This is a genomic window from Epibacterium ulvae (assembly GCF_018678075.1).
Lineage (GTDB): Bacteria > Pseudomonadota > Alphaproteobacteria > Rhodobacterales > Rhodobacteraceae > Epibacterium > Epibacterium ulvae_A.
In genome coordinates this window covers 1-23,036 of sequence record NZ_JAHHIR010000047.1, presented here as the reverse complement: position 1 = coordinate 23,036, position 23,036 = coordinate 1, and the positions used below count along the sequence as shown (strand labels likewise).

Below are 23,036 nucleotides of genomic sequence, written 5' to 3'. Positions count from 1 at the left end.
CGACACGGAAACATTTTCCCATCGAATGAGATCTCGCGAGCAAGACTTCAGCAACCTTTTACTGCCAGTTTATGGACTCACAGACTAGCCGATTTGACGATCGCCTCACGGGTATTGGGGCAGAAGATTCAGGAATATCTCATGCAGCACATGCAGCGCCCCTTTAATCCGCAACACATGCGGCAGCAGTCCGCACAGCCCGAGGCGCGGCGCCTGACGGCGGAAGACAAGCAGAAAATCGGCGATTGGGTGGCCTCGAAATGCACCAGCCACGATTGCCCTGTCTGCGGCCAGAACACCTGGGCGATTGGTGATTATCTGATCCAGAACGGCTCTTATGTGGCGGGCAGCTCGAAACCCGGTCGTGCGTCTTATCCGGCGGCAATGCTGATGTGTTCCAACTGCGCCTATCTGCGTACCTTTATGGCGGCGCCCATGGGCTTGACCGACTGACGCGGCCAAAGCGTGGAATGCATCATAAATCCTGTGATCATTTCGCCGCAAAACTCTCCCCTGGCACCGAGGCGCATGTTAGGCTGCGCGGAGGTAACGAGGAGAGTTTTATCAATGAGCAGATGGTTTTCTCAGGCAAACGTGGCGCGGATTGCCGCGACCGCATCCCTCATCCTGTGTCTCGGCACGACGGGTGCGATGGCCGATTACGGCGGGGGCAGCGACGACAGCGGCAATGACACCAACCTGAACCGCAGCACCACCCGCGACGTGGTGCGGATCTTGCGCGGCGGACATGATCGCTGTGAGCGGGAGAAAAAGATCTATAAATGGGACTGTTACCGGCTGGTCTACCGCGAAGCCAACCGCAAGATCCGCAACAACTCCGCCTATGACGAAGCTGCTGAGGCGATGGAGCTGATCGAGGACGCCATTGACGCGGCGGTGACCAAAAACATCGACCCCGCCCAGCCCAATCGCCGCCGCCTGGTGCAGACCTATCGCCCGGTGAAACCCGAAGCCATCCCCGAGATCAAACGCGAAACGATCCGCGCCATGGAACAGGCGGAAACCATCCTGCTGCGCGCACCCGAACATAAAGTCCGCCATATGGGCCAGATCGCCGAGGCGGTGAATTCGAACAAGGTTCTGCTGCGCTCTGCCCTGTTGCTGCTGCCCGCACCATTGCAGACCGGCCTGCGCATGGCCACGCTTTATCTTTGGAACCGGGATCCGTTTGGGACCCCGATCTAAGTGGCGTCAGGGCACGTCAAATGTGTCAGTCGAATGTGGCGGTGACGTCATACATGACCGGCTCAAAACTGCGACACAACGCATTAAAAGCCCGGGTGCGTTCACGCATCTCGGGCGTGCGCAACATGGCCATAAAATCCTCACGGCGCGCCCATTGTGAGTAATTGGCAATCCGGGTCTGGGCGTCATTGACGTGCAGGCCCGCCGCCACAAACCCCGGCTGGTGCGAGATAAAGGCGTTCAACGCCTCCTCAAGCGCATCCAGCAGGTCCTGGCACGTGCCCGGCGTGACTTCAAATGTGGTGATGACGGTCTGGATATCGTTGGATGTCTGGATCGTTGGCATCGGTTCCTCCCTTAGACCTCCAGCTTAGGCCGTTTCGCGCATTTGCCGAGCGTTTTTTTTTAACAGCTCCTGTGGAACGTCGCGCAGAATTGGCGTCTGATGTGGGGCTGACTGGTGCAAAAAACTGCGGCGTGTCGGGAAGACGCGACCGGTACGTCGAACCATTCAGACCTAGTGTCGGTTATGCGGGCGAAGCAGTCGTTAGATTTTGGCCCTAAACATAACATCGGTGCGCAATATATACTTTACACCGCTGTTGATTGAATCGCCTCGGTGTGAAAGTGGATGGTGAAACATTAGCGCTTTTCCCACGGCTGGCTCGATTGTGAAGTCCGTAAATACATACGGCGAAAACACATCTGCAAAAGAGGTTCCGCCTCCGTCCACCACATCGTTCAGGTAAATCATCATAGTAAATTTGCTTACAGACCCATCGGTTTTTTGAAATTCACCGTCCTGATGCCAATCAAAGAACTGACCTGCCACGTATCTGTAAACACGAAAGCGTTCATTTATGCCAGTTGCTGTCAGGCCCTTAAACGGCTTCCGGAAGTGAGACGACACCCGAAGCCACACTTCTTCAGCAAAGGCAACGTCATCAAAAATTACACGGTCGTTGTTTCGGATTTCTGGCGCAACCAAAGTTCCATTTTCGGACGTGATGGTCGCAGGTTCAAAACCGATAGCGTTTGCCCGATCAATAACCCGATTACAAAAATCTTTATCGGCGAATTCAGAAATTTCGAAAACAAGGCGCTCAAGCACCGAGGGAATAGTCATGCTTCATCTCCAGCAAACATTTCAATACGTGAGTATATGGGCCGAGTGCAAAGCGCTCAGCGATACCACGCCCGAAGGAGTGTTGAATGGTTTGGCAACCGAGATGATATGCATCGTGTCGTCATGAATGCTTAGTGGCTCATGATACGGGCGAAATCAAGACTTCAGCACTCGAAGACACTTGCCTTGAAACCTTCTGCTTCGGGCTCGTTACGGACCCTCGCGTTTGCTACAAACACGTCCGACCTGTCGTGGCTCTCGTCCTATCTAGCGTAGCGATCAAAACTGCGCAGCGCGCTATATCGGCAATCGGAATTGTGACCTTGGCTCCGCCAAGCCATCATGTCAGTCTGCGGACCAAAAGGACGCCTGCCATGACCAATCCAATCCGTGACACTGATGACGACGCCCGCGAGATGGCGGTGGGTTTTCTGCGCAGTTGTCGCCATGCCGCACTTGGGGTGATGATCACGGATCAACAGCCGCTGGTTACGCGGATTGCCTTTGGTCTGGATCTGGATGGCACCCCGCTCAGCCTGATTTCCGGTCTCTCTGCCCACACCAAAGCGCTGCGCGCACGTCCGCAATGTTCGCTGTTGCTCGGAGAGCCAGGAGAACGCGGTGACCCGCTCTCCCATCCTCGTCTCAGCCTGATGGCCACAGCCCAGATCATGCCCCGCGATGGCGCCGATCATGACGCCCGCGCCGCGCATTATCTGAGTCAGACCCCCAAGGCCAAACTCTATCTCAGCCTTGCGGATTTCACCTTTGTGCGGTTTGCGGTGCAGGAGGCCGCGTTGAATGGCGGTTTTGGCAAAGCCTATCAATTACAGCCCTCCGATTTGGGACTGTGACGGCTATTGATCCATGCGCACCTGGATCATGATCTGGCCGCGCACATTTTCCTGCCAGACCACGTTCACCTGATCGCGGTCGCCGCCTTGGCGCAGCGCCACATAAGGAAAGGCAAAGCGGTCACTGCCGCCCGAGGTCTCAATCGCCCCCAGGGGCACAATACTGTCAACGCCGCGCGCCTCCCCCGCAAACGGCAATTGGCCATCCGTGTCCACCGACCAGGTCCGAGTGGCTGATCCCTGGCTGTGACGCAGGCGCAGCGGGTTGGCGGCGTGGACATCAACGTTGTGATAGGTATTGCCGTCAAAGAACACGTCATTAGCCCGGTTCATATCCAGATCCGCAAAGCTGGTATCCACCCGTTCGGCCCGCTCGATCTTACCATTGGTGGAGCGGAACTTGTTCCCGGTCACCACTAAACCATTAAGAAAATGCCCGGTGCCATAGGGTTTCACCACGATCGGGCTGAACCAGGGCGCGACATCTCCGGACAGAAAGACATTGTCGCAAATCGACAGCGCTGAAAACGAAAACCCACCATCGAAATCCGGCTCCTCGTCGCGTTCATTGGTCCATTCAATGGAGCAATTATCCACGTAATTGTCTGATATCGTTGTAGAACAATAGTTGGACGTCAGGATGATCCCGGCCGACCGCACCCCATCGGCGACATTGTCCCCTTGGAAGAAATGGTTGCCAGTGATGATATTGTTGTCGCCGCCCAAGACGCAGAAATGGCGGAAATTGGTTGCCCTGCAATTGCGCACCTTGGGGTCATTTGCATTGACATTAAAGGCAATCGATGTGCGATCCGACACCTCCATCGCCTCTTCTGCCGACAGGAATTGGCAGTTGTCCAGCAACAGCCCCTGACAGCCGGTATTGAACGAGGTGATGCCGCGATCCATCGGGCGCGACAAAAAGCAATGTTCCAACGAGAATGTCGCACCCGTCTGCGGCAGCCGGATCGCGCTGCACCGGGAATTACATTGCACATCCACATGGTGCATGGCGAATTTCGACAAAAGGTCAAAGCCCGAGAAGTCGAGCAAACATTTGAAATGACGAAATGTGTAATTCTGGGTGCCCACCGCATCATAGAGCGGCTCATTCAACGTCACTTCCCGCGCGCCCACATTGACGGCGGCGACATAGATCTCGCGCCCGACGCCGTTGCCCTCGACCAAGGCGCCGACTTTGATATTGGCGGCATTGCTGACATTGGTCAGTTTGCGCTTGTCCCCCAGCGCATAGGTCCCTTGTGACGTGACGGTCTCTGTATCCCAAGCGCTGTTGCTGGCGGCCGAAAACTGCCCATTGCGGATCACGCGGCGGGTGGAAAAGGTGGTGCGATTGGGCACCGCCGCCTGCATATCTATTGGGCCAGTCACGTTGATCATCCGCCCTTTCAGATCCAGCGTGTCGTGATCCACATTGTTCAACAGGGCTTGAAATGCCTTTTTGAACCCCTCTTCCTCGCTGCCAAAGGCCGCCGCATAGTTGGGCAGATCAAAGGATTTACTCAGCAGCAGCAACGCACTTGTCGGCATCCGCAAAGTGCCCTCAAACACCACGTCGTGGTTCAGCGACACGGTGCTTGCGATGTAAAACTGCCCTTCGGGCACCAGAATACGCCGTCCATCTGCGGCCTGATCTGCCGCTTCAAACGCGGCGGCATTGTTGGTGGAATTGTCCCCCACCGCGCCGAAATCGGTCACATCCACCAGGCTCAGCATGTCGCGCAGATAGAAGGCGGTCACATCTTCGACCACCAGATCCTCAATCCGCACCACCGCACCATTGGCGCCCGTCAGGTCCAATCCGATATGGCCGTATTGGGCACTTCGCCCCCACGGCATATCGACGCCACCGCGTCGACCACTGCCAATAATGGCGCTGACCTCAAACACGGTGCCATATTGATCCAAAGCCACGCTGGGGCCGACCTCCACCACGCCGCCCAGATGGGTATTGCCCCCCGAACTGGCCCAGGCCGCGATCCGCGCCGACGGCAATGCTCCGCTCAGAACCTTCACCCGTGCACGCACCTGCAGATAACAGCCCGGCAGGATCGGCGTCTGCCCCATGTACCGCAGCTTCTGGGTATTTGTGATCTTCTGCACTTCCAAACAGCTGCCAAAATCCGCATCCGCCGCCACCAAGGCCGCATTGGCCGCCCCGTCATAAGTGTCAGATCCTGGCCGCCCATCGCCGCTGGACCATTGATCCAACCCCTCAACAAAGGCAGAGGGCATCAGTTGCAGATCATCTGTAATGGCCTTGTTCATCGGAGGCATCCTTTCCACGCTGAGGTCGGACCGCAAATTACTCCCGCCACCTTAACAAGGCCGATGTGGGGCGCGCGCTGCCCCCGCAACACCTGACCCCAGATGCTTCGCTTCGGAGCCGCCCATCGCCTGCCCCCAAATGGGCCGCGCCCCGTGCCCGCGGGGTCCAGAAAAATTGCGGAGGCTCCGCGCGGGCACCGCGTGGAAACCGTCATTTTACTTGACCCAAGGGTCGGCGCGGTCATGCAGGGGTGCGGGTGATGGGGGGCTTTGAAGCTTCGCTTTGGTGAGCCCCAGAAGCCCTCCTTCAAAACAAAAAAGAGCGCCCATCGGGCGCCCCTTTGTCTTCGCTCCAACCTTGAATGCGAGAGATCAGCCCAGCTCCCCTGCCAGACCTCTTTCGATCAAGGCGATGGTCTCTTCCACCCCGTAAAGAGCGATAAAACCACCAAAACGTGGGCCCTGAGAAGCACCCAACAGAACCTCATAGATCGCCGTGAACCAGGCGCGCAGCGGCTCGAACCCGTGGATCTTGCCGATGGCAAACACCACCGATTGCAGGAAATCTTCGGATGCAAAATCCGCCTCTGGCAGCGCATCGTCGTTGCCGACAATCTCATTCTTCTTGGCAATTGCCGCCAATGCGGCTTCGGGCGTGCGCAGCGCATCGGCCAGATCTTGCAAGGCTGTGCGCTCCTGATCGGTGGGCGCGCGGAATGTCTTGGTCGGCTTCACCTTGTCATTGAAATAGGCCACCGCAAAGCCCGCCGCCTGATCCATGCCGGGATGGGTTTCAGGTGTTGCATCGGGGGCGTATTTGTTGATGAACCCCCACATGTTCAACTTGTCTTCAGCACTGGAAGCCGAGGCCAGGTTCAACAGCATCGAGAAGGGAACAACCATATCCGATTGCGGAACATCACCGCCGTGGATGTGCCAGACCGGGTTGTTCAACTGCTGTTTTGCGTCCTGCGTGTGATAGGCGCGCAGCTGCTGGTGATATTCGTCCACCGCCTTGGGGATCACGTCAAAATGCATCCGCTTGGCGGTTTTGGGCTTTTGATACATGAAATAGGACAGGCTCTCGGTTGACGCGTAGGTCAGCCATTCGTCAATCGACACGCCATTGCCGGAAGATTTCGAAATCTTCTGGCCATTTTCATCCAAAAACAACTCATAGGAGAAGTGCTCGGGCTGGCGTCCGCCCAGCGCACGACAGATCGAGTCATAGATCTTCTCGTTGGTGGCGTGCTCTTTGCCGTACATCTCAAAATCGACACCCAGCGCGGCCCAGCGGGCGCCAAAATCTGGCTTCCACTGCAGTTTCACATTGCCGCCGGTCACAGGCAGGGTCCATTCCTTTCCGTCCTCATCGTCAAAAGTGACGGTATAGGTCTCGGCGCAGACTTTTTTCATCGGCACATACAGCACCCGACCGGTTTCCGGGTGGATCGGCAGAAAGATCGAATAGGTCGCCGCGCGTTCTTCGCGCAAGGACTTCAGCATGATCGCCATCACCGCGTCGTAATTGTCGACGGCGCGTTTCAGGATCTCATCAAATTGACCGGACTGGTAGAATTCCTTGGCCGAGTAGAATTCATACTCAAAACCAAAGGTATCCAGGAACCGGCGCAGCATTGCGTTGTTGTGATCACCAAAGCTCGCATGTGTGCCAAAAGGATCCGGCACTGAGGTCAGCGGCCGTTGCAAATGCTCTTCCAGGGCTTCCGGGTTCGGCACGTTCGACGGCACTTTGCGCAGGCCATCCAGATCGTCCGAAAAGCAAATCATCTTGGTTGGAATGTCCGAGATTTCCTCGAAGGCGCGTTTCACCATTGAGGTGCGCGCCACCTCACCAAAGGTACCGATATGCGGCAGACCCGATGGGCCATAACCGGTTTCGAACAGCACATAGCCCTTTTCCGGCGCGCCCTTGGCGTAACGTTTGGCGATGCGACGTGCTTCTTCAAACGGCCAGGCTTTGCTCTTGAGAGCTTCTTCGCGCAGTTCAGACATTTTATGTGTCTCCAAAGGGTGTCTGTTTGGGAAACCGGCTGCCATTCGGCAAACCGGCGTAACCCTCTATGGCCTGCAGCGGGGGTGAGTCAACCTGATGGCCGCCGCTTGAAGGGAAGAATTCGCGGACCCTCGGTGTTTTACGAGCGTGACATCCGGGGGCAGCGCAGGCAAACACCTGTTCAATAAGCACCATATCTCATTGAACGTACAGGCCAAGATGACTATCCTCTTGATGCAGAACACATCCAAAGGACTCCCTTCATGTCTGACCAAGATCCGCATCTTTTGACCCCGCAGGATTGTCTGGTGGCGCTGATGGTGGCGGTGTCCGCTTCGGATGAGAATATCCGCACCGCGGAACTCGTCAAAATTCAGAATGCCGTCAATATGTTGCCGGTGTTTGCCGACTATGACACCGACCGCACCAATGCGGTGAGCCAGACGGTCTATGATCTGTTTGAACAGGAAGACGGGCTGGACGCGTTGTTTGGTCTGATCCGCGACAACCTGCCCGAACGGCTGTTTGAAACCGCATATGCGCTGGCTTGCGATGTGGCGGCGGCAGACGGGCAATTGCATGAGCCGGAATTGCGCCTGTTGGAAGAGATCCGATACGAGCTGAACATCGACCGGCTGCATGCGGCGGGGATCGAACGGGGCGCCCGTGCCCGGCATATCACCTGAGCCGGATCCGGAAGCACGCCCCTTGAAAGACGTTCACAGCACTATGATCCTGGATGTTCTGGAGGCCGAGATTGTCTCGGGCCAGATCGTGCCGGGCGCCCGCCTGAATGAGGCGGCGCTGGCGGATCGATTTGGCGTGTCGCGCACCCCGATCCGGGAGGTTTTGCAAAACATCGTCTCACGCTCACTGGCCGAACGGGTACCGTTCAAGGGCGTCGTAGTGCGGGCCTTTGACGAAGCGCGGATCCGGTCAATGTTTGAAGCCATGGCCGAGATCGAAGCCACCTGTGGCGGGCTGGCGGCCCTGCGGATGGAAGCGGCGGCGATGGATGCGTTGGAGACCGCACATCTGAGGATGTCCGAACTGGCCTCGTACAAGGCGTCGCGCGAATATGAGGCAATGAATATCGAATATCACAACCAGATCTATCGCGGCTCGGGCAATGATGATCTGGCGCAGATGGCGATGGATATGCGTCTGAAACTGGCACCCTTTCGCAAATCGCAGCTGATGCAGGTCGACCGCATGCTGCAGTCAAACCGCGAACATGGGCTGATCGTGGCGCTCTTGCGGGCGGGCAACAAGGCCGGTGTTGAAACCGCCCTGCGTCAACATCTGGCAGGCGCGGCCGAAACCGTGGTGCAGACCCGGCAGTAGATATGACTGCCCAAGGCTTCTACGCCTTGGACAGCACGGGTTCAGCTCAAAAGCATTCTGATCGATGTGATCCCCAGAAACACCGCAAAGCCGCGTTTGACCCATTTGGGTTCGACCTTGTGGGCCAGTTTGGCACCATAAGGCGCCAGGGCGGTGGTGAAGGGGATGATCACCAGGACCGCAGGCAGGCTGACATAACCCAGTGACAGCGGCGGTCTGCCCGGCACAGACAGGCCCGACAGCACAAACCCCACCACCGCAGGCACCGCAATGATCAGACCAAAGGCCGCGGCAGTGCCCACCGCGCGTTTGATCGGGAACGAAAAGGCCGAGAGCGTGGGCACCCCCAACGTGCCGCCCCCAATCCCCATCAAGGAGGAGACAAAGCCGATACTGCCCGCCATGCCCGCATTGGCGCTACGTGACGCAGGCAACGCTTGGCCCAACACCAGGCTGCGTGGCAGGCAGAAGTTCAGCGACACCAAAACGCCCACCACACCAAAGACCGCGCGCAGTCCGTCCGGGTCGATCCAGCGCGCGGCAAGACCGCCCGCCAACGCACCCAGCCCGATCGGCAGCCCCCACAGGCGCAGCAGGTCCATATCCACCCCGCCGCGCTTGTAATGGGCCCGCGCCGAGGAGATCGCAGTAAAGATGATGGTCGCCAACGAGGTCGCCACCGCCATATGCATGGTCAGATTGGCCGGAAAATCGACCAGGCTGAACATCCAGAACATGGCAGGCACCAGTACAATCCCGCCGCCGACCCCCAGGAACCCTGCCAGAATTCCGGCAAAGACCGAGGCCCCAACCAGCCCGAAGACCAGCGGCAGATAAGTCAGAAGATCTCCGCTCACGTTACCACCCGATCGCTTGGGGCAGCCAGGTTGCGATGCCGGGGAAGCAGAACAACAGGACCAACGCGACGGCTTGGATGCCGATAAAGGGCAAGACACCGCGATAGATCATCGAGGTGGTGATCCCCGGAGGTGCTGCACCTTTTAGGAAGAACAGCGCCCAGCCAAAAGGCGGCGTCAGGAACGAGGTCTGCAAGTTCAGCGCAATCAGCGTCGCAAGCCAGATCATATCGGTGCCCTGCGCCTGAAAGAAAGGCAGCAGTAGGGGCAGCGCGATATAGCTGATCTCGATCCACTCCAGAAAAAAGCCGAGGATGAACAACAGCACCATCAGGAAGATCAACGCGCCGGTTTCACCACCGGGCAACACGGCCAGCATGTCTTTGACGAGATCCTCGCCATGCAGACCACGGAACGCGATGGAGAACACCTGCGAGGCGACAAGAATGAAAAAGATCATCGCCGAAATCCGCAGGGTGCTTTGCGAGGCTTCCCAGATCATCGGTAGGGTCAGACGCCCATAAAGCGCGGCAATCACGATGGAGAACACAGCGCCCACGCTTGCGGCCTCGGTCGGGGCGGCCAGACCGCCGATGATCGATCCCAAGACGCCACCCACCAGGATCAAGGGCGGTGACAGCGCTTTGACCGCCTGCCAGGCCAGGGGCCAGCCGGTAATCTCAGCACGTTCTTCGGCAGGAATTGCAGGCACCATGTCGGGGCGCACCACGCCAAGGATCAGGATAAAGACGATGTAGAACCCCGCCAGCATCAACCCCGGCATCATCGCCGCCGCAAACAGCGTGCCAACGCTTTCGCCCATGATATCGGCCAAAAGGATCAACACCAGCGAGGGCGGGATGATCTGCCCCAGGGTGCCGGATGCACAAATCGCACCAGCCGCGATGCCGCCATCATAGCCGCGCTTCAACAGCACCGGCATGGTCAGCAGCGTCAGCGTCACCACGGTGGCACCAACAATACCGGTCGAGGCCCCCATCAAGACGCCAACCACGATCAGCGCAATCGCCATACCCCCGTTCAAACGGCCCGAGAAGCGGCCCACGACCTCTAACATGTCTTCGGCGGCGCGGGATTTCTCCAACATCACCCCCATAAAGACAAAGAGCGGGATCGCCATAAATTCGTATTTCGTCACCACGCCGTAAATGCGCGCGGGCGACAGGTTAAACAGAAAGTCGCCAAACCCCATCCAGCCAAACAGAAAACCGGCAACTGCGATGCCGATGCCCACCTGCATGCCCAGGAGCAGAAAGCCCATAAAGCCGAGGATCAGCCCAATTGCGAGAATTTGATCCATGGGTCAGCCCTCCTCATTCAAAAAAGCGTCGCCGTGGCGGATCGCATTGGCCAGACATTGCAGCGCCAGAAAGGCAAACCCGACGGGGATGAACCCTTTGAGCAGCCAACGTCCGGGCAGACCGCCGGGATCGGGGGAGCCTTCGAGGATGGTGAAAGAATTCGACACATAACCACTGGCGTATTTGATAAACAGCACAGAGACGCAGACCCCCAGCAGCATGGTGATGCAATCGATGGCGTGTTTGACGCGGGTGGGGAAGCGATCATAGAGCATATCAACCCGCACGTGGCCGCCCTCCATCATCAAAACCGTTATGCCCAACAGGGAGATCGGCACCAGCAGATGCCATTCCAGCTCCTGCATCCAGATCGGGCTGGTGCCAAAGACATAGCGTCCGGCCACATTGAAAAACACCAAAGCAATCATGCCCAACAACAGGGCAGACGCCATTCGACCGATGGCGCGTGTCAGCCAATCGATCCCATCCGCGAGACGAAGCGCGTAACTCATGAGGGTCTCTTTTTAGTTCGGGAGAATAAAAATGGTCAGGAGGTGCACTGCCTCCTGACCTTGGGTGCTGTCGCAAGGGGGTGTTAGCCGTTGCGCAGCTGCTCGTGCCAGACTTCCTCGGAGGCGGCGGCCCAGAAATCATGCTCGGCCTTGAAGGCAAAGTAGTTGTCCATGACCTTTTTGAACAACGGATCGGACGCGCCCAGCTCTGCGTAGACGGCCTTCATCTCAACCCGCAGTGCCTCGACCACTTCGGTCGGCAGGGTGCGGATTTCGGTGCCATTGGCGGCAAACTCTTTCAACGCGGCCGCGTTGTTCGCCTCACCCCAGCTGTGGGAGATCAGGTTACAGGCAGCAGCCGCATTGGTAACCACGGCTTGCAGGCTTGGATCCAACCCGTCCCAGGCAGCTTTGTTGATGCCCAGTTCGGTCACGGTTGTCGGCTCGTGCCAACCGGTGGTGTAGTAGTATTTCGCAGCCTTGTTTAGGCCGAGGATTTTATCCTGTGCCGGACCAACCCATTCGGCGGCGTCGATCACACCACGTTCCAGCGCGGGGAAGATTTCACCGCCCGGCAGAACTTTTACGTCCACACCAATGCGCGCATAGGCCTTGCCCGCCAGACCCGGAATACGCAGGCGCAGGCCGGACATATCTTCGAGGCTGTTGATTTCCTTGTTGAACCAACCGGTCATTTGCACGCCGGTGGCACCGATGGGCATACCCACCAGACCCAGAGGTTCATAGACTTCGTTCCACAGCTTGATGCCATCGCCGATATAGAACCAGGCGTTTTTGCCCTGGGTCGACATGCCAAACGGTGCCGCGCCAAAGAACTGCGCCGCTGGCACTTTGCCCGCGCCGAAATAGGCGATCCAGCTGTTCATCTCGACAATACCCTGACGGGCGGCGTCAAATCCTTCAAAGGCCGGGACCAGCTCACCGGCGTGGTAGACCTGAATTTCCATTTTGCCACCGGACATGGCTTTGACCCGATCGGCGAAATCGGTCAGCGAGCCGGGACCGTTGGAGTAGAAGGGCTGACCGGCTGGAAAGGCTGAGGTGAGCTTCCATTTGACAGGTGCACCTTGGGCAATTGCGGGTGCAGCCAGCGAGGCGGCACCAACGGCACCGGCGGTTGTGATAAAGGAGCGGCGGTCCATGAGGTTCTCCATGTTGTATACGATTTTTGTATTTTTCTTGATTTACTCGCCCCATTTCTTGGATCAATTGCGCTTTTGTACACAAAGGAAAAATTTGGATGTCGTGAAAATTTACCTGAAATGCGGCAGGCTGCTTAATTCTTGACCCGATAACGCCCTCGCGGCGCATATTTCCAGCGCCAAACAGGCGGCCCCACCGTCAGATTGTGTACAAAGGGAAAGCCTGCCCATAGGAACATTGAGTATGAAAATGAATCACCACCACCGCTATTCCTACTCCTCCATCACTGATCGGCCCGATTTTGACTGGCCCGATGGGCGTCGGCTGGCGATCTATTTGGGGATGAACCTTGAGTGTTTCTCCTTTGGAGATGGGCTTGGTGCCGAGCTAGCCCCCGGTGGACCCCAGCCGGATGTGTTGAACTATACTTGGCGCGATTACGGCAATCGGGTCGGCGCGCCGCGTATGTTAGAGCTGTTTGACCGCCTGAACCTGCCCTGCACCGCCCTCATCAACAGTGAATTGTACACAACCGCGCCCGGCCTGGCCGAAGCCTTTGCCGCCCGCGGGGATGAGATCGCAGGCCATGGGCGTACCAATGCCGAGCGTCAGGGCACGCTGGCAGAGGCCGACGAACGCGCGCTAATTGCCGAGGCGACTGAGGTTTTGACCAATCGACATGGGCAAGTTCCCAAAGGCTGGCTAGGTCCGTGGATTTCCCAATCCCCGGTGACACCCGACCTGTTGCAGGAGGCGGGATATGAATATCTGCTAGATTGGTGCCATGATGACCAGCCGACCTGGATGCAAACGCGCCACGGCCACATCCTGTCGGTGCCCTATCCGCAGGAGCTAAACGACATTCCCCAGATCGTCGGGCGCAAGCGCGAGGGGGCGGAGTTTGGTGATATGCTGATCGACGCCTTTGACGTGATGCTGGAAGAAAGCGCGCGTCGCCCGTTGGTGATGGGCATCGCGCTGCATGGTTATCTGATGGGGCATCCGCATCGGTTGAAACATCTGGACCGCGCATTGCGCCATATGTTGGCAGCCGGCGGCGATGCGGTCTGGTGGACCACCGCTGGTGCCATCAACGATCATTTCCGCGCGCTAAAGCTGTAAACGAGCGTTACCGCGCGTAGCCTGCCCCGTCGGAACGCGGATCACTTGCGGCCTCAACCAACCCATCCGCATGGCGCACCACGGCGCCCGCCTGCCCCATAACCCCATGATGCGGTGGCATAACTTCCAAATCGTGACCTGCCGCGCGTAAGGCGTCGATCAGTTCGGGACCAAAATCCGCCTCGACTTTCAAGGTCGTGGACTCCTCGCCCCAGGATTTCCCCAGCAACCAGCGCGGCGCGGTAATCGCCTGTTGCAACGGCATGTCAAACCCGGCGTAACGGGTGAAAATCGCCGCCTGCGTCTGCGGCTGACCTTCGCCGCCTTGTGTGCCATAGGCCATGACACGCCCGTCGTTTAGCTCGGCCAGGGCCGGATTCAACGTGTGGAACGGCACCTTGCCAGGGGCGAGCTGATTGACGCCCGGCGTCAGGGTGAAATCCGCGCCCCGGTTCTGGAACAGAACGCCGGTTGTCGGGCACGTCAGCCCCGATCCGAACTCCCAAAAGATCGACTGGATAAAGCTGACAACGGTGCCATCCGCATCCGCCGCGCCCATCCAGATCGTGTCACCCGGCTGCGCCACCTCGGGCCAGGGCATCGCTTGGGTCATGTCAATCTCAGCCGCGAGCGCATCCAGCCTGTCAGCGGTCAACAGATCCTGCGCCGCCAGACGCATCGACGTGGGATCGCCCAGTTCCGCATTGCGCACGCGGTAGGCGCGTTTGATCGCCTCAACCGCGCCATGTATATGGGCGAAACTCTCACCTTCGGTGACGCCAAGCCGCTCAAAAATCCCGAGAATAGCCAATGAGGCCATGCCCTGGGTCGGCGGTTGGGTGTTAAAAAGACGGCCCCATTTCGTCTCAAGCGTCAGCGGCGTGGCGGATTTGGGCTGATAGGCCGCTAGATCTGCGACCCGCAACGGGCTACCCGTTTCTTCAAGGAAGCCCGCCATCGCATGCGCGATCTCGCCCTCATAGAAACAGCGCACGCCCTCGGTTCCGATCATCTCAAGCGTGGCGGCAAGCGCGGGTTGTTTCAGGATCGCACCCGGTTTCGGCGCTTGGCCATCCACCAGAAACACATCGCCAAAGCCCGGAACATCGCGCAGCTGATCCAGTTTTTCGGCGGCCAATCCAGCCTGATGGCGGCTGGTTGCCACCCCTTCGCGCGCCAGTTTCACGGCGGGTGCCACCAGATCGGCCAGGGGGATATGCCCCTCCGGCAACAGATCTAGGGCCGCCTGCCAGCTGCCAACCGCACCAGGAACAGTCAGCGCGGCCTTTGGTCCCCGGCTGGGGATCACATCAAGGTTTGTATACCATTCTGGCGTTGCCAGTCCGGCGGCCCCACCACAGCCCATGATCGAGACCGGTGCCTGCCCGGGGCGTTTCACCACCCAGAAGGCATCGCCACCAATACCATTCATATGGGGGTAAACCACCGAAATCGCTGCAGCAGCTGCAACCATCGCCTCAATCGCGGAGCCACCTCCCTCCATCACTCCAGCGCCAACTTTGGCGGCAACCCGATGCGGTGCGGTCATTGCGTGCTGGCGTCCCAACGCTGTTTCGATCATAGCGAGCCTCTCTTTGTATACAAAGTTGCGCCTGTGTTCCCCGCCAAACGGCGAAAGTCAAGCGCGGCGATGTCAAAGACGCATCACAAAAGGCCGGTTGTGCGTGGATTGGGCGGGGTGGTCGGCGCAGGAGCAGTTAGGCACCGTAAACCGCGTCCCAACGTTCGATCAGCTTCTGCTGCAGATCCTTGGCCTTGCGATTCCAGGTGCGCGCCCCTTGCGGGCGCTCCCGCTCTGCCCGACTGAGGGCTGCACGCGCGTCCTCATCTGCGGTGAAGATAGCAAAGGCAAGCTCGGTCCCGTCGGCGGCGGTCATAAACCCGCCAAGGCCCGAGACAAAATTCAATGTGCCGGTTTTGGCCGTGACCTTGATCCGGTGGTCCTTGATCACGCGGCGGTTGGCGTCACGCAGGGGAAAATCCTTGAGCAGGGGTTTCAATTGCCCAGCGCGATGCGCCGCAATAAGGGCCGCAACCAGATCGGTCGGAGCCATTTTGGATTTCGAACCCAGCCCAGAGTGATCCACCAGCTTGCTGCGCTTCATACCGTATTTATCGGCGGCCCAGCGGCTCATGACGTCGCCGGATTGGGCCAGTGTTTTCGCAGCCACGCCGCGCGCACGCGTGGCGGACAGCCCGATCATTTCGGCCATCAGATTGTTGGAAAACCGCAGCATCGCCTTGAGCATGACCGACAACGGTGGGCTTTGGTGTACCGCGACCACCTGCCCACGCGGCGCATGTGTGGCCTGTTTCGCGGCCTTCAGCACAATACCCTGCGAACGCGCCATGGTGAGAAAGACATCCGCAGCATAGGCCGCCGGTTTGCGTACCGGCAACCAGCGCGCCCCGCCATTGCCCAACGCGCCGCGCGCAACCGTCCAATGATCCGCACCGCCCTTGTCGGCATAGGTGTAGACCGGCACGCTGCGCTGCGCGACCTGCATCCGCGCCATCGACACCGTCGGGCGATACCGTTCGGTTCGGGCGTCCATCAAGACGTTCCAGCCGCTGCCACCGCGTTTCCATTCAAAATGAACCCGGTTGAAATTCAAAGCGATGCCCGAAATCGCAGGGCTATAGCCCACATGATCCGGCTGGCCCGGATCGATCGTTTTGATCATCGGCAAGGCCCCATCCCAGATCCGGAAGTCGCCGCGCACTTCGCGAATGCCCGCCTCTTTGAGGCTGCGGGCCATTTGCGCCAGATGATCGGTGGTCAGCATGCTGTCGCCGCCGCCCGACAGGACCAGATCGCCCTGCAAAACGCCGCCCGATACGGGGCCTGTCGCCACCAGCTCGGTCGAGAAGCGGTGATTGGCGCCCAGTGTATCGAGCGCGTAAAGCGCCGTCAGCGCTTTGGCGACACTTGCAGGCGGTAAGGTGGACGCGCCCCCCTCCTCCTCCAGCAATGCGCCGGTGGAGACATCGGCAACCGCACAGACCACTTTGCCCGAAAGACCCGCCCGCGCCAGAACGCCCGATAGGCCACCATTGGCGGTGGCGCTGATCGGCCCGCCTGCGCGCGCCAATGGACGCAGGGACACAAGCGGCGCATTGGCCTGCGCCACCCCGGCGGCAACGCCGGACATCAGCCCGGACAAAAGGAAAGAACGGCGGTTCATCATCGCTGCGATATTCTGCTAAAATCCTTGCGAAACGACAAACGATCTTGTGCTGATTTACAAGTCACTCTTGTGTTTTTCGCAGCATTTCGTCTGCATCAGGACTCTCTCTGGCCCAACCGCCGCGCGCGCGAATTTCAGAAGACGACAGATCGACCATCGGGACATTGATAAAACACCAGGCCGGAGCCGGGCGCATCGACAACAGCTGGCTTTGCCGCCCCTTCAACAGTGCGTGGCGATAGATGCGGGCGGCAGGCGAAAGGCGCGCACGAATGCGATCTCCGGGACGGGCCAGCACACCGACGCCGACAGTATTCAGAATCTCGCGCCAGTCCTTCCAGTGATGGAAATGCACCAGATTGTCGGCCCCCATCAACCAGACAAACCGCACCCCTGGATGACGTGCACGCAGACGAAGCAGGGTCTGGGCCGTGTAGCGGGTGCCCATCCGAGCCTCAATATCGCTGACGTGAATGCGCGGATGGGTCAGCAGATCCCGCGCCGCAGCCATACGACGCTCCATTGCAGCAGGCGCATGTACTTTTAATGGGTTGCCCGGAGAGGCCAGCCAGAACAGGTGATCCAGCCCAAACCGGCGCATCGCGGCTTCGCTGATGGCCACATGCCCCGAATGAGGCGGATCGAAGGATCCCCCCAATAGGCCGACGGTCTGGCCCGCCCGGATATGCGGCAGCGTTTGTGTCACCTTGGCACTGATGCACAGAAAATCATGCGGGATCAATCAGAAGCCGATAGAAAAACCGTGCAAGGGGCAGAGACTTTATTAATTGACCAACGTCAACCATTGACGTAAGTCAACCACATGACACTTGAGCCCATTGCCCGCATCCGCCGTTTTAACCGCGCCGTCACGACCGAGGTCGGCGCGCTCGACACATCTTTTCTGGGACGTGGTCGTCCCTTGGGCTATGCACGCGTGCTGCATGCCATTGGCCATTTTGGCAGCGACCTTGGGGTGATCCGGCGCTACCTGAACCTCGACAAAGCGGTGCTGAGCCGGGCGTTAAAGGCCCTGGAACAGGAAGGGTTGCTCCATCTGGAACAGGACCAGCAAGATGCCCGCAAACGCCATGCGCTGCTGACTGAGACCGGCCGACACGAGGCGCAGGCCTATGACGCGCTGTCAGATCTACAGGCACGCGCGATGCTGGAGCGCCACCCACGCCCCGATGCGCTGTTGGCGGCGATGGATCTGGTGGCCTCGGCCCTGGCGGCGGAGCGGATGGAAATCCATCTTTGCGATCCGCGCGCGACCGAAGCCGTGTGGTGTTTACAGGAATTTTACGCCGAATTGGGTCGCCGACTGGACTGCGGATTTGACGTGTCGCTATCGGCCAATCCGGAAGCGGTGGACATGATGGCCCCGCGCGGCGCCTTTTATGTCGCCTTTTCCGACGGGTTGCCGCAGGGCTGCGTGGGGCTGAAAGGTACCGACAAAGGGTATGCTGAGATCAAGCGTCTGTGGGTTGCGCCCTTTGCCCGGGGGCTGGGGCTGGCGCGCCGTCTGATGGATCTGTGTGAAGAAACTGCACGCGACCTTGGCATATCGCGGTTGCGACTGGACACCAATTCCGCCCTGCCCGAGGCCTCAGCGCTGTATCCAAAACTCGGCTGGTCGCAGATCGCGCGCTTCAACGATGACCCCTACCCCGATTTGTTTTTTGAGAAGGTGCTGTGACGGGCATTTTAAAGGGGGCAAGGGCCGCAGCTGTTGTATAGTGCGGCCCCTGTTGGGTTTTAAGTATTTTTGAAAAGATGAAAGCCGGGCGTTACGCGCGATCGATCCGGGCCGAGAAACAGCCGCGTTGCGCGTAATGGGCGTGGATATAGGCGATGTCAGGGTTTTCAAACAGCTGCAGGATTTGTGGCTCGATCCCGTCGCCCGTGGCCAGAACCGCATCGACGATAGAGCCGCCGCTATCGATCCCGCGCAGCGCCAGGGTGCGGCGTTGCATGACATCTGGCACCTCACCGGTTTGAGTGTAGGGCGTGGTCGCGCCCTCTTTGACGTAGATCGCGTGGCGCGATCGATAGGGGCTGTCGACGGGCAGGTGTTCATAGTTCAAAAGCAGCGCGGTCTCCCCCGGTTCCAGATCCACCATGGTTACGCGATCCGGGCAGGCATGGGGTTCGGTCACATGGTGGCGGGTGATGTGTTGTTCCGCCAGTTCAGCATCTGAGAGGCCGAAAAGTGGCGTGAATTGATCGGGTTCGAGACCTGTGATGCGATAGGACATAAGCGCTCTCCTGTGGTTGGGACTGCTTATGGATCTATGGGGTGCAGGCGGTTGGATCAGCCCGGATCTTGCGGAAAACTTGGGCGTCTATGATTTCGCCTCACTGGTAAACTCACAGCGGATCTCGAACAAAATAGTTCCATTGCAATTAGTGCTTCCTCCTCCAAAAAAAATCTTTCTGTCTCACGAAGCATGAAACTCGACAGGTCGCGTTCATAGGGCCCCAGTAGCCCTAGTTGCCCCAACGCTAACTGTCGACGAAATACAAAATCGATTTCAGGCGCATTGGTTATACACAATGCAACGAAGGGTAACATCATAATATTAAAAAAGAAGATTTCTTTATCCGCATACAGCGGATGATAGTTCCAAGAACTAGGCGGGTTTAGTGCAGATCTCGCGTAATCCAACCCTACCAACCTAGGTGGGACACCTAAGTACACTCTAAATCCGGCCGGTAGAATCTGCGTCTCGCGGAACGAATTCATTCGCCTTCCGTGGAAGTTAGCTACACTTTCGAAGCCGCCCATCTTGTCATGCGACTCCGCCATTATTATGTGAGACTTGAGAAAAGCATATCGCGCCAGCGCAAGCTGTTCTTTCTCTCCAAGAACCCAACACATCTCTTTTTTAAACTTTTTGAAGACCTTAAAAGCTTCGTCATCTATTTCGCTCATCCAACCGCTATTGCAAATTTGACACACGCACCTATAGGTGTGACCGAAAGCATGCCCTTTTTTCGCATACCCTCCTTGCATCGTTTGAATTAATTCATCTGCTGAAAGCCCAGTTCTTTCGCTCTTGAGATTGTGCTTTTTGAAATCTAAGTGCGGGTACATTTTTTGAATCTGTTTGCCCCAAATATGTTCTGCCGACATTTTTTCTTTTGAACCGCAAAAAATGCACTGCTTTCGTCTGGGCGCCACCGTAAACCTCCTTCACTAGCCATAAGCACCAACCCATGGTGAGTTAAGCCACTCTACAAATCAATCACCTTGAAGAAGCATAAAGTTGCAGTACGCCAGCCAACAAGCACATCCATTGCCCCCGCCCCCGCCATCCGCTATCACACCTGCCAAACAACTTCCCCCCATGACGGAGCAACCAAATGGCGGCCTATCAATACGTCTACCACATGCAGGGGGTCTCTAAGACCTACCCCGGTGGCAAGAAATGCTTTGAAAACATCCATCTGTCCTTTCTGCCCGGTGTGAAAATCGGTGTGGTCGGTGTCAACGGTGCTGGTAAATCGACGCTGATGAAGATCATGGCCGGTCTGGACAAGGACTTCACTGGTGAGGCCTGGGCGGCCGAAGGGGCCAAGGTTGGCTATCTGCCGCAGGAACCCAAACTGGACGAGAGCCTGAGCGTGCGGGAAAACGTCATGCTGGGTGTGGCCGAAAAGAAAGCCAAGGTCGACCGCTTCAACCAGATCGCGGTTGAGATGGCGGAAAACTACACCGACGAGCTGATGGAAGAGATGACTGTCCTGCAGGACGCGATAGACGCGGACAATCTGTGGGATCTGGACAGCCAGGTTGACGTCTCGATGGAAGCGCTGCGCTGCCCGCCGGATGATGCGCCGATCAAGGATCTGTCTGGGGGTGAAAAACGTCGTGTGGCCCTGTGCAAGCTGCTGCTTGAAGCGCCGGATATGCTGCTGCTCGATGAACCGACCAACCACCTGGACGCCGAGACCATCGCTTGGCTGCAACAGCACCTGATCGACTACAAAGGCACCATCCTCTGTGTGACCCACGACCGGTACTTCCTGGACGATATCACCAGCTGGATCCTGGAGCTGGATCGCGGCAGTGGCATTCCTTACGAGGGCAACTACTCCAGCTGGTTGGAGCAGAAATCCAAACGTCTGTCGCAGGAAGCGCGCGAAGACAAATCCAAGCAAAAGACGCTGGAGCGCGAGTTGGAGTGGATGCGTCAGGGTCAAAAGGCCCGTCAGGCGAAGTCCAAAGCGCGTATTGCCGCCTATAATGATCTGGCCTCGCAGTCCGAGCGTGAAAAGGTCGGCCGTGCCCAGATCGTTATCCCGAACGGTCCACGTCTGGGATCCAAAGTGATCGAAGTGGCCGGCCTCAAGAAAGGCTTTGGCGACTCGTTGTTGGTTGAAGGGCTAGAATTCTCGCTGCCGCCGGGTGGTATTGTGGGCGTGATTGGCCCCAACGGCGCCGGTAAATCGACCCTGTTCAAGATGCTGACCGGTCAGGAACAACCTGATGAGGGCAGTGTTGAATATGGTGACACCGTGAAACTGTCCTATGTGGACCAGTCGCGCGATGACCTGAAAGACAATGAAACCGTTTGGGAAGCAATTTCCGGCGGCGCCGAGATCATTGAACTGGGCGATGCGCAGGTGAACTCGCGCGCCTATTGCTCCTCGTTCAATTTCAAAGGCGGCGACCAGCAAAAACCGCTGAACCTGTTGTCCGGTGGTGAACGCAACCGGGTCCACATGGCGCGTTTGTTGAAAGAGGGCGGCAACGTGCTGCTGCTCGATGAACCGACCAACGATTTGGACGTGGAAACCCTGCGGGCGCTCGAAGACGCGCTGGTGGATTTTGCGGGCTGCGCGGTGGTGATCTCGCACGATCGCTTCTTCCTCGACCGGATCTGTACCCACATCCTGGCCTTTGAAGGCGACGCGCATGTGGAATGGTTCGAAGGCAACTTTGAAGACTATGAAGAAGACAAAAAACGCCGTCTGGGCCCCGATGCATTGGAGCCTAAGCGTTTGAAGCACAAGAAATTCGTGCGCTGATCTCACTTCATTAGTGAAACGACCAAGAGCTCTAACCGGGGCTCTTGGTTAAGCGCCAATTCCCCTCGGCACCGTCAGAAATCAATCAAACAGGCTATCTGTCGGATTGCTCAAAGTCAGTCAGACCTGCGCTTTGCCCGCGTTCAGTCCAAAACCGATTTATGAACGCACGAGGCTTTGTTGCACAAATCCGTTGCTGGGCAGGCTTCCCCTTTCCCCGGACGGGCTTATCCTTCGGGCTCCGTGATGGGTATACCAAGAGCGGTGTACTGGTTGAGGACTGCAACACGGATTTGGATCTCCGCGACCTGCCGGTCGAAGTCCCGCGCCATGAGGCCTTGGCCCATCAGCTTCAAGCAATGCATCTTCGTTTCGACGCGGCTTCTGCGGTGGTATCCGCTCCATCGCCTCCATAGCGCACGGCCCAGGTATCTCGAAGCATTGACCGCTTCGTTTCTGGCGATCGCGCCGGCGCTCGTGGGGTTCCAGAGCTTGGCATTCTTACGCGGTGGAATGATAGCGTGGGCACCACCAGCCGCGATTGTGTCGTGGCATTTGCGGGTGTCGTATGCTCCGTCCGCGGTAACGCTCCCGATGTGCTGATCGGGTGGGATCTGCGCAAGCAATTCCGGCAGCATCGGTGCATCACCGACATTGCTGGTGGTGACCTCGACTGCCCGCACCTCCAGTGTTTCTTCATCGATCCCGATGTGTATCTTGCGCCAACCTCTCGGGATCATGCTTCGCATGACCCTGTCGGTCAGTGGATACGCCGTTTGGAACCACCGTGCTTGCGGGCGTTCCACTCCCCTTCCACTGCCCGGCAGCATAGGTTGATGGTATTTGGCGGTCGTTCGCTCATGCGGCTTGTTCCGTTGGTGGCGCGCGCGACATTGGTTTCTGGCCGCGCCGGAATATCTGGATAATGCGCATGGGGCCGCCGCAACAGGGGCATGGTTCGGGCAGGTGGAAGGGGGTGG

General features: G+C 58.1%; 21 protein-coding genes and 1 pseudogene. 8 read left to right on the top strand and 14 right to left on the bottom strand.

Features of this window, described 5'->3' with window-relative positions:
- The first annotated feature begins 141 nt into the window (after positions 1-141).
- Positions 142-453 (top strand): hypothetical protein, encoded by a 312-nt coding sequence (locus KMP13_RS12735; protein WP_215266223.1) that lies wholly within the window; start codon positions 142-144, stop codon positions 451-453.
- Positions 454-567: 114 nt separating this feature from the next.
- Positions 568-1,206, top strand: a complete 639-nt coding sequence (locus tag KMP13_RS12730; RefSeq protein WP_215266222.1) for a hypothetical protein — start codon at positions 568-570, stop codon at positions 1,204-1,206.
- Positions 1,207-1,231: 25 nt separating this feature from the next.
- Here KMP13_RS12730 and KMP13_RS12725 read toward each other — a convergent pair whose 3' ends face one another.
- Both KMP13_RS12725 and KMP13_RS12720 read right to left on the bottom strand, forming a co-directional pair.
- Positions 1,232-1,552, bottom strand: coding sequence for an antibiotic biosynthesis monooxygenase family protein (locus KMP13_RS12725; protein WP_215266221.1), 321 nt, complete (start codon positions 1,550-1,552; stop codon positions 1,232-1,234).
- A 201-nt stretch (positions 1,553-1,753) separates the two neighbouring features.
- Entirely contained in the window at positions 1,754-2,332 is a 579-nt protein-coding gene (locus tag KMP13_RS12720) for a 2OG-Fe(II) oxygenase (RefSeq protein WP_215266220.1), read from the bottom strand.
- A gap of 374 nt (positions 2,333-2,706) precedes the next feature.
- Between KMP13_RS12720 and KMP13_RS12715 the strand changes: the two genes are divergently transcribed.
- Entirely contained in the window at positions 2,707-3,186 is a 480-nt protein-coding gene (locus KMP13_RS12715; protein WP_215266219.1) for a HugZ family protein, read from the top strand.
- A gap of 3 nt (positions 3,187-3,189) precedes the next feature.
- Here KMP13_RS12715 and KMP13_RS12710 read toward each other — a convergent pair whose 3' ends face one another.
- Positions 3,190-5,475, bottom strand: a complete 2,286-nt coding sequence (locus KMP13_RS12710; protein WP_215266218.1) for a glycosyl hydrolase family 28-related protein — start codon at positions 5,473-5,475, stop codon at positions 3,190-3,192.
- A gap of 372 nt (positions 5,476-5,847) precedes the next feature.
- Positions 5,848-7,491: a lysine--tRNA ligase gene (locus KMP13_RS12705; protein ID WP_215266217.1), complete on the bottom strand. Its 1,644-nt coding sequence runs from the start codon at positions 7,489-7,491 to the stop codon at positions 5,848-5,850.
- Between the two features lie 264 nt (positions 7,492-7,755).
- On the opposite strand from KMP13_RS12705, the gene KMP13_RS12700 reads away from it, so the two are divergent.
- Together KMP13_RS12700 and KMP13_RS12695 are read left to right on the top strand one after the other, a co-directional pair.
- Positions 7,756-8,178 (top strand): tellurite resistance TerB family protein, encoded by a 423-nt coding sequence (locus KMP13_RS12700; protein WP_215266216.1) that lies wholly within the window; start codon positions 7,756-7,758, stop codon positions 8,176-8,178.
- Positions 8,159-8,836, top strand: coding sequence for a GntR family transcriptional regulator (locus KMP13_RS12695; RefSeq protein ID WP_215266215.1), 678 nt, complete (start codon positions 8,159-8,161; stop codon positions 8,834-8,836). The genes KMP13_RS12700 and KMP13_RS12695 overlap by 20 nt, the downstream gene beginning before the upstream one ends.
- Before the next feature lie 41 nt (positions 8,837-8,877).
- On the opposite strand, the gene KMP13_RS12690 is transcribed toward KMP13_RS12695, so the two are convergent.
- The 4 genes from KMP13_RS12690 to KMP13_RS12675 all read right to left on the bottom strand — a co-directional run bounded on the left by KMP13_RS12690 (position 8,878) and on the right by KMP13_RS12675 (position 12,690).
- Entirely contained in the window at positions 8,878-9,693 is an 816-nt protein-coding gene (locus KMP13_RS12690) for a sulfite exporter TauE/SafE family protein (protein ID WP_215266214.1), read from the bottom strand.
- A 1-nt stretch (position 9,694) separates the two neighbouring features.
- Positions 9,695-11,014, bottom strand: a complete 1,320-nt coding sequence (locus KMP13_RS12685) for a TRAP transporter large permease (protein WP_215266213.1) — start codon at positions 11,012-11,014, stop codon at positions 9,695-9,697.
- A gap of 3 nt (positions 11,015-11,017) precedes the next feature.
- On the bottom strand, positions 11,018-11,527 hold the full coding sequence (locus tag KMP13_RS12680; protein WP_215266212.1) for a TRAP transporter small permease subunit: 510 nt from the start codon (positions 11,525-11,527) through the stop codon (positions 11,018-11,020).
- Positions 11,528-11,610: 83 nt separating this feature from the next.
- Positions 11,611-12,690, bottom strand: a complete 1,080-nt coding sequence (locus tag KMP13_RS12675; protein ID WP_215266211.1) for a TRAP transporter substrate-binding protein — start codon at positions 12,688-12,690, stop codon at positions 11,611-11,613.
- Positions 12,691-12,934: 244 nt separating this feature from the next.
- Here KMP13_RS12675 and KMP13_RS12670 point away from each other — a divergent pair, with 244 nt between their 5' ends.
- Positions 12,935-13,813, top strand: coding sequence for a polysaccharide deacetylase family protein (locus KMP13_RS12670; protein WP_215266210.1), 879 nt, complete (start codon positions 12,935-12,937; stop codon positions 13,811-13,813).
- Between the two features lie 7 nt (positions 13,814-13,820).
- On the opposite strand, the gene KMP13_RS12665 is transcribed toward KMP13_RS12670, so the two are convergent.
- The 3 genes from KMP13_RS12665 to KMP13_RS12655 all read right to left on the bottom strand — a co-directional run bounded on the left by KMP13_RS12665 (position 13,821) and on the right by KMP13_RS12655 (position 17,728).
- Positions 13,821-15,395: a gamma-glutamyltransferase family protein gene (locus KMP13_RS12665; protein WP_215266209.1), complete on the bottom strand. Its 1,575-nt coding sequence runs from the start codon at positions 15,393-15,395 to the stop codon at positions 13,821-13,823.
- A gap of 136 nt (positions 15,396-15,531) precedes the next feature.
- On the bottom strand, positions 15,532-17,022 hold the full coding sequence (gene dacB / locus KMP13_RS12660) for a D-alanyl-D-alanine carboxypeptidase/D-alanyl-D-alanine endopeptidase (RefSeq protein ID WP_215266208.1): 1,491 nt from the start codon (positions 17,020-17,022) through the stop codon (positions 15,532-15,534).
- A gap of 61 nt (positions 17,023-17,083) precedes the next feature.
- Entirely contained in the window at positions 17,084-17,728 is a 645-nt protein-coding gene (locus KMP13_RS12655) for a nicotinate-nucleotide adenylyltransferase (protein ID WP_353055712.1), read from the bottom strand.
- Between the two features lie 117 nt (positions 17,729-17,845).
- Between KMP13_RS12655 and KMP13_RS12650 the strand changes: the two genes are divergently transcribed.
- The gene (locus tag KMP13_RS12650) at positions 17,846-18,721 is read left to right on the top strand and encodes a bifunctional helix-turn-helix transcriptional regulator/GNAT family N-acetyltransferase (protein WP_215266207.1); all 876 of its coding nucleotides are present in this window, start codon (positions 17,846-17,848) and stop codon (positions 18,719-18,721) included.
- Positions 18,722-18,812: 91 nt separating this feature from the next.
- Here the strand turns inward: KMP13_RS12650 and KMP13_RS12645 are convergent, their stop codons facing one another.
- Together KMP13_RS12645 and KMP13_RS12640 are read right to left on the bottom strand one after the other, a co-directional pair.
- Positions 18,813-19,280, bottom strand: a complete 468-nt coding sequence (locus tag KMP13_RS12645) for a DUF1203 domain-containing protein (protein ID WP_215266206.1) — start codon at positions 19,278-19,280, stop codon at positions 18,813-18,815.
- Between the two features lie 56 nt (positions 19,281-19,336).
- Positions 19,337-20,206, bottom strand: coding sequence for a hypothetical protein (locus KMP13_RS12640; protein WP_215266205.1), 870 nt, complete (start codon positions 20,204-20,206; stop codon positions 19,337-19,339).
- A 182-nt stretch (positions 20,207-20,388) separates the two neighbouring features.
- On the opposite strand from KMP13_RS12640, the gene ettA reads away from it, so the two are divergent.
- Positions 20,389-22,056 carry an energy-dependent translational throttle protein EttA gene (gene ettA, locus KMP13_RS12635; RefSeq protein WP_215266204.1) on the top strand — a complete coding sequence of 556 codons (1,668 nt, stop codon included), beginning with the start codon at positions 20,389-20,391 and terminating at the stop codon, positions 22,054-22,056.
- Between the two features lie 227 nt (positions 22,057-22,283).
- Here ettA and KMP13_RS12630 read toward each other — a convergent pair.
- A pseudogene (locus KMP13_RS12630) lies at positions 22,284-22,870 on the bottom strand (IS5 family transposase); the annotation flags it as partial.
- Positions 22,871-23,036 lie beyond the last annotated feature (166 nt).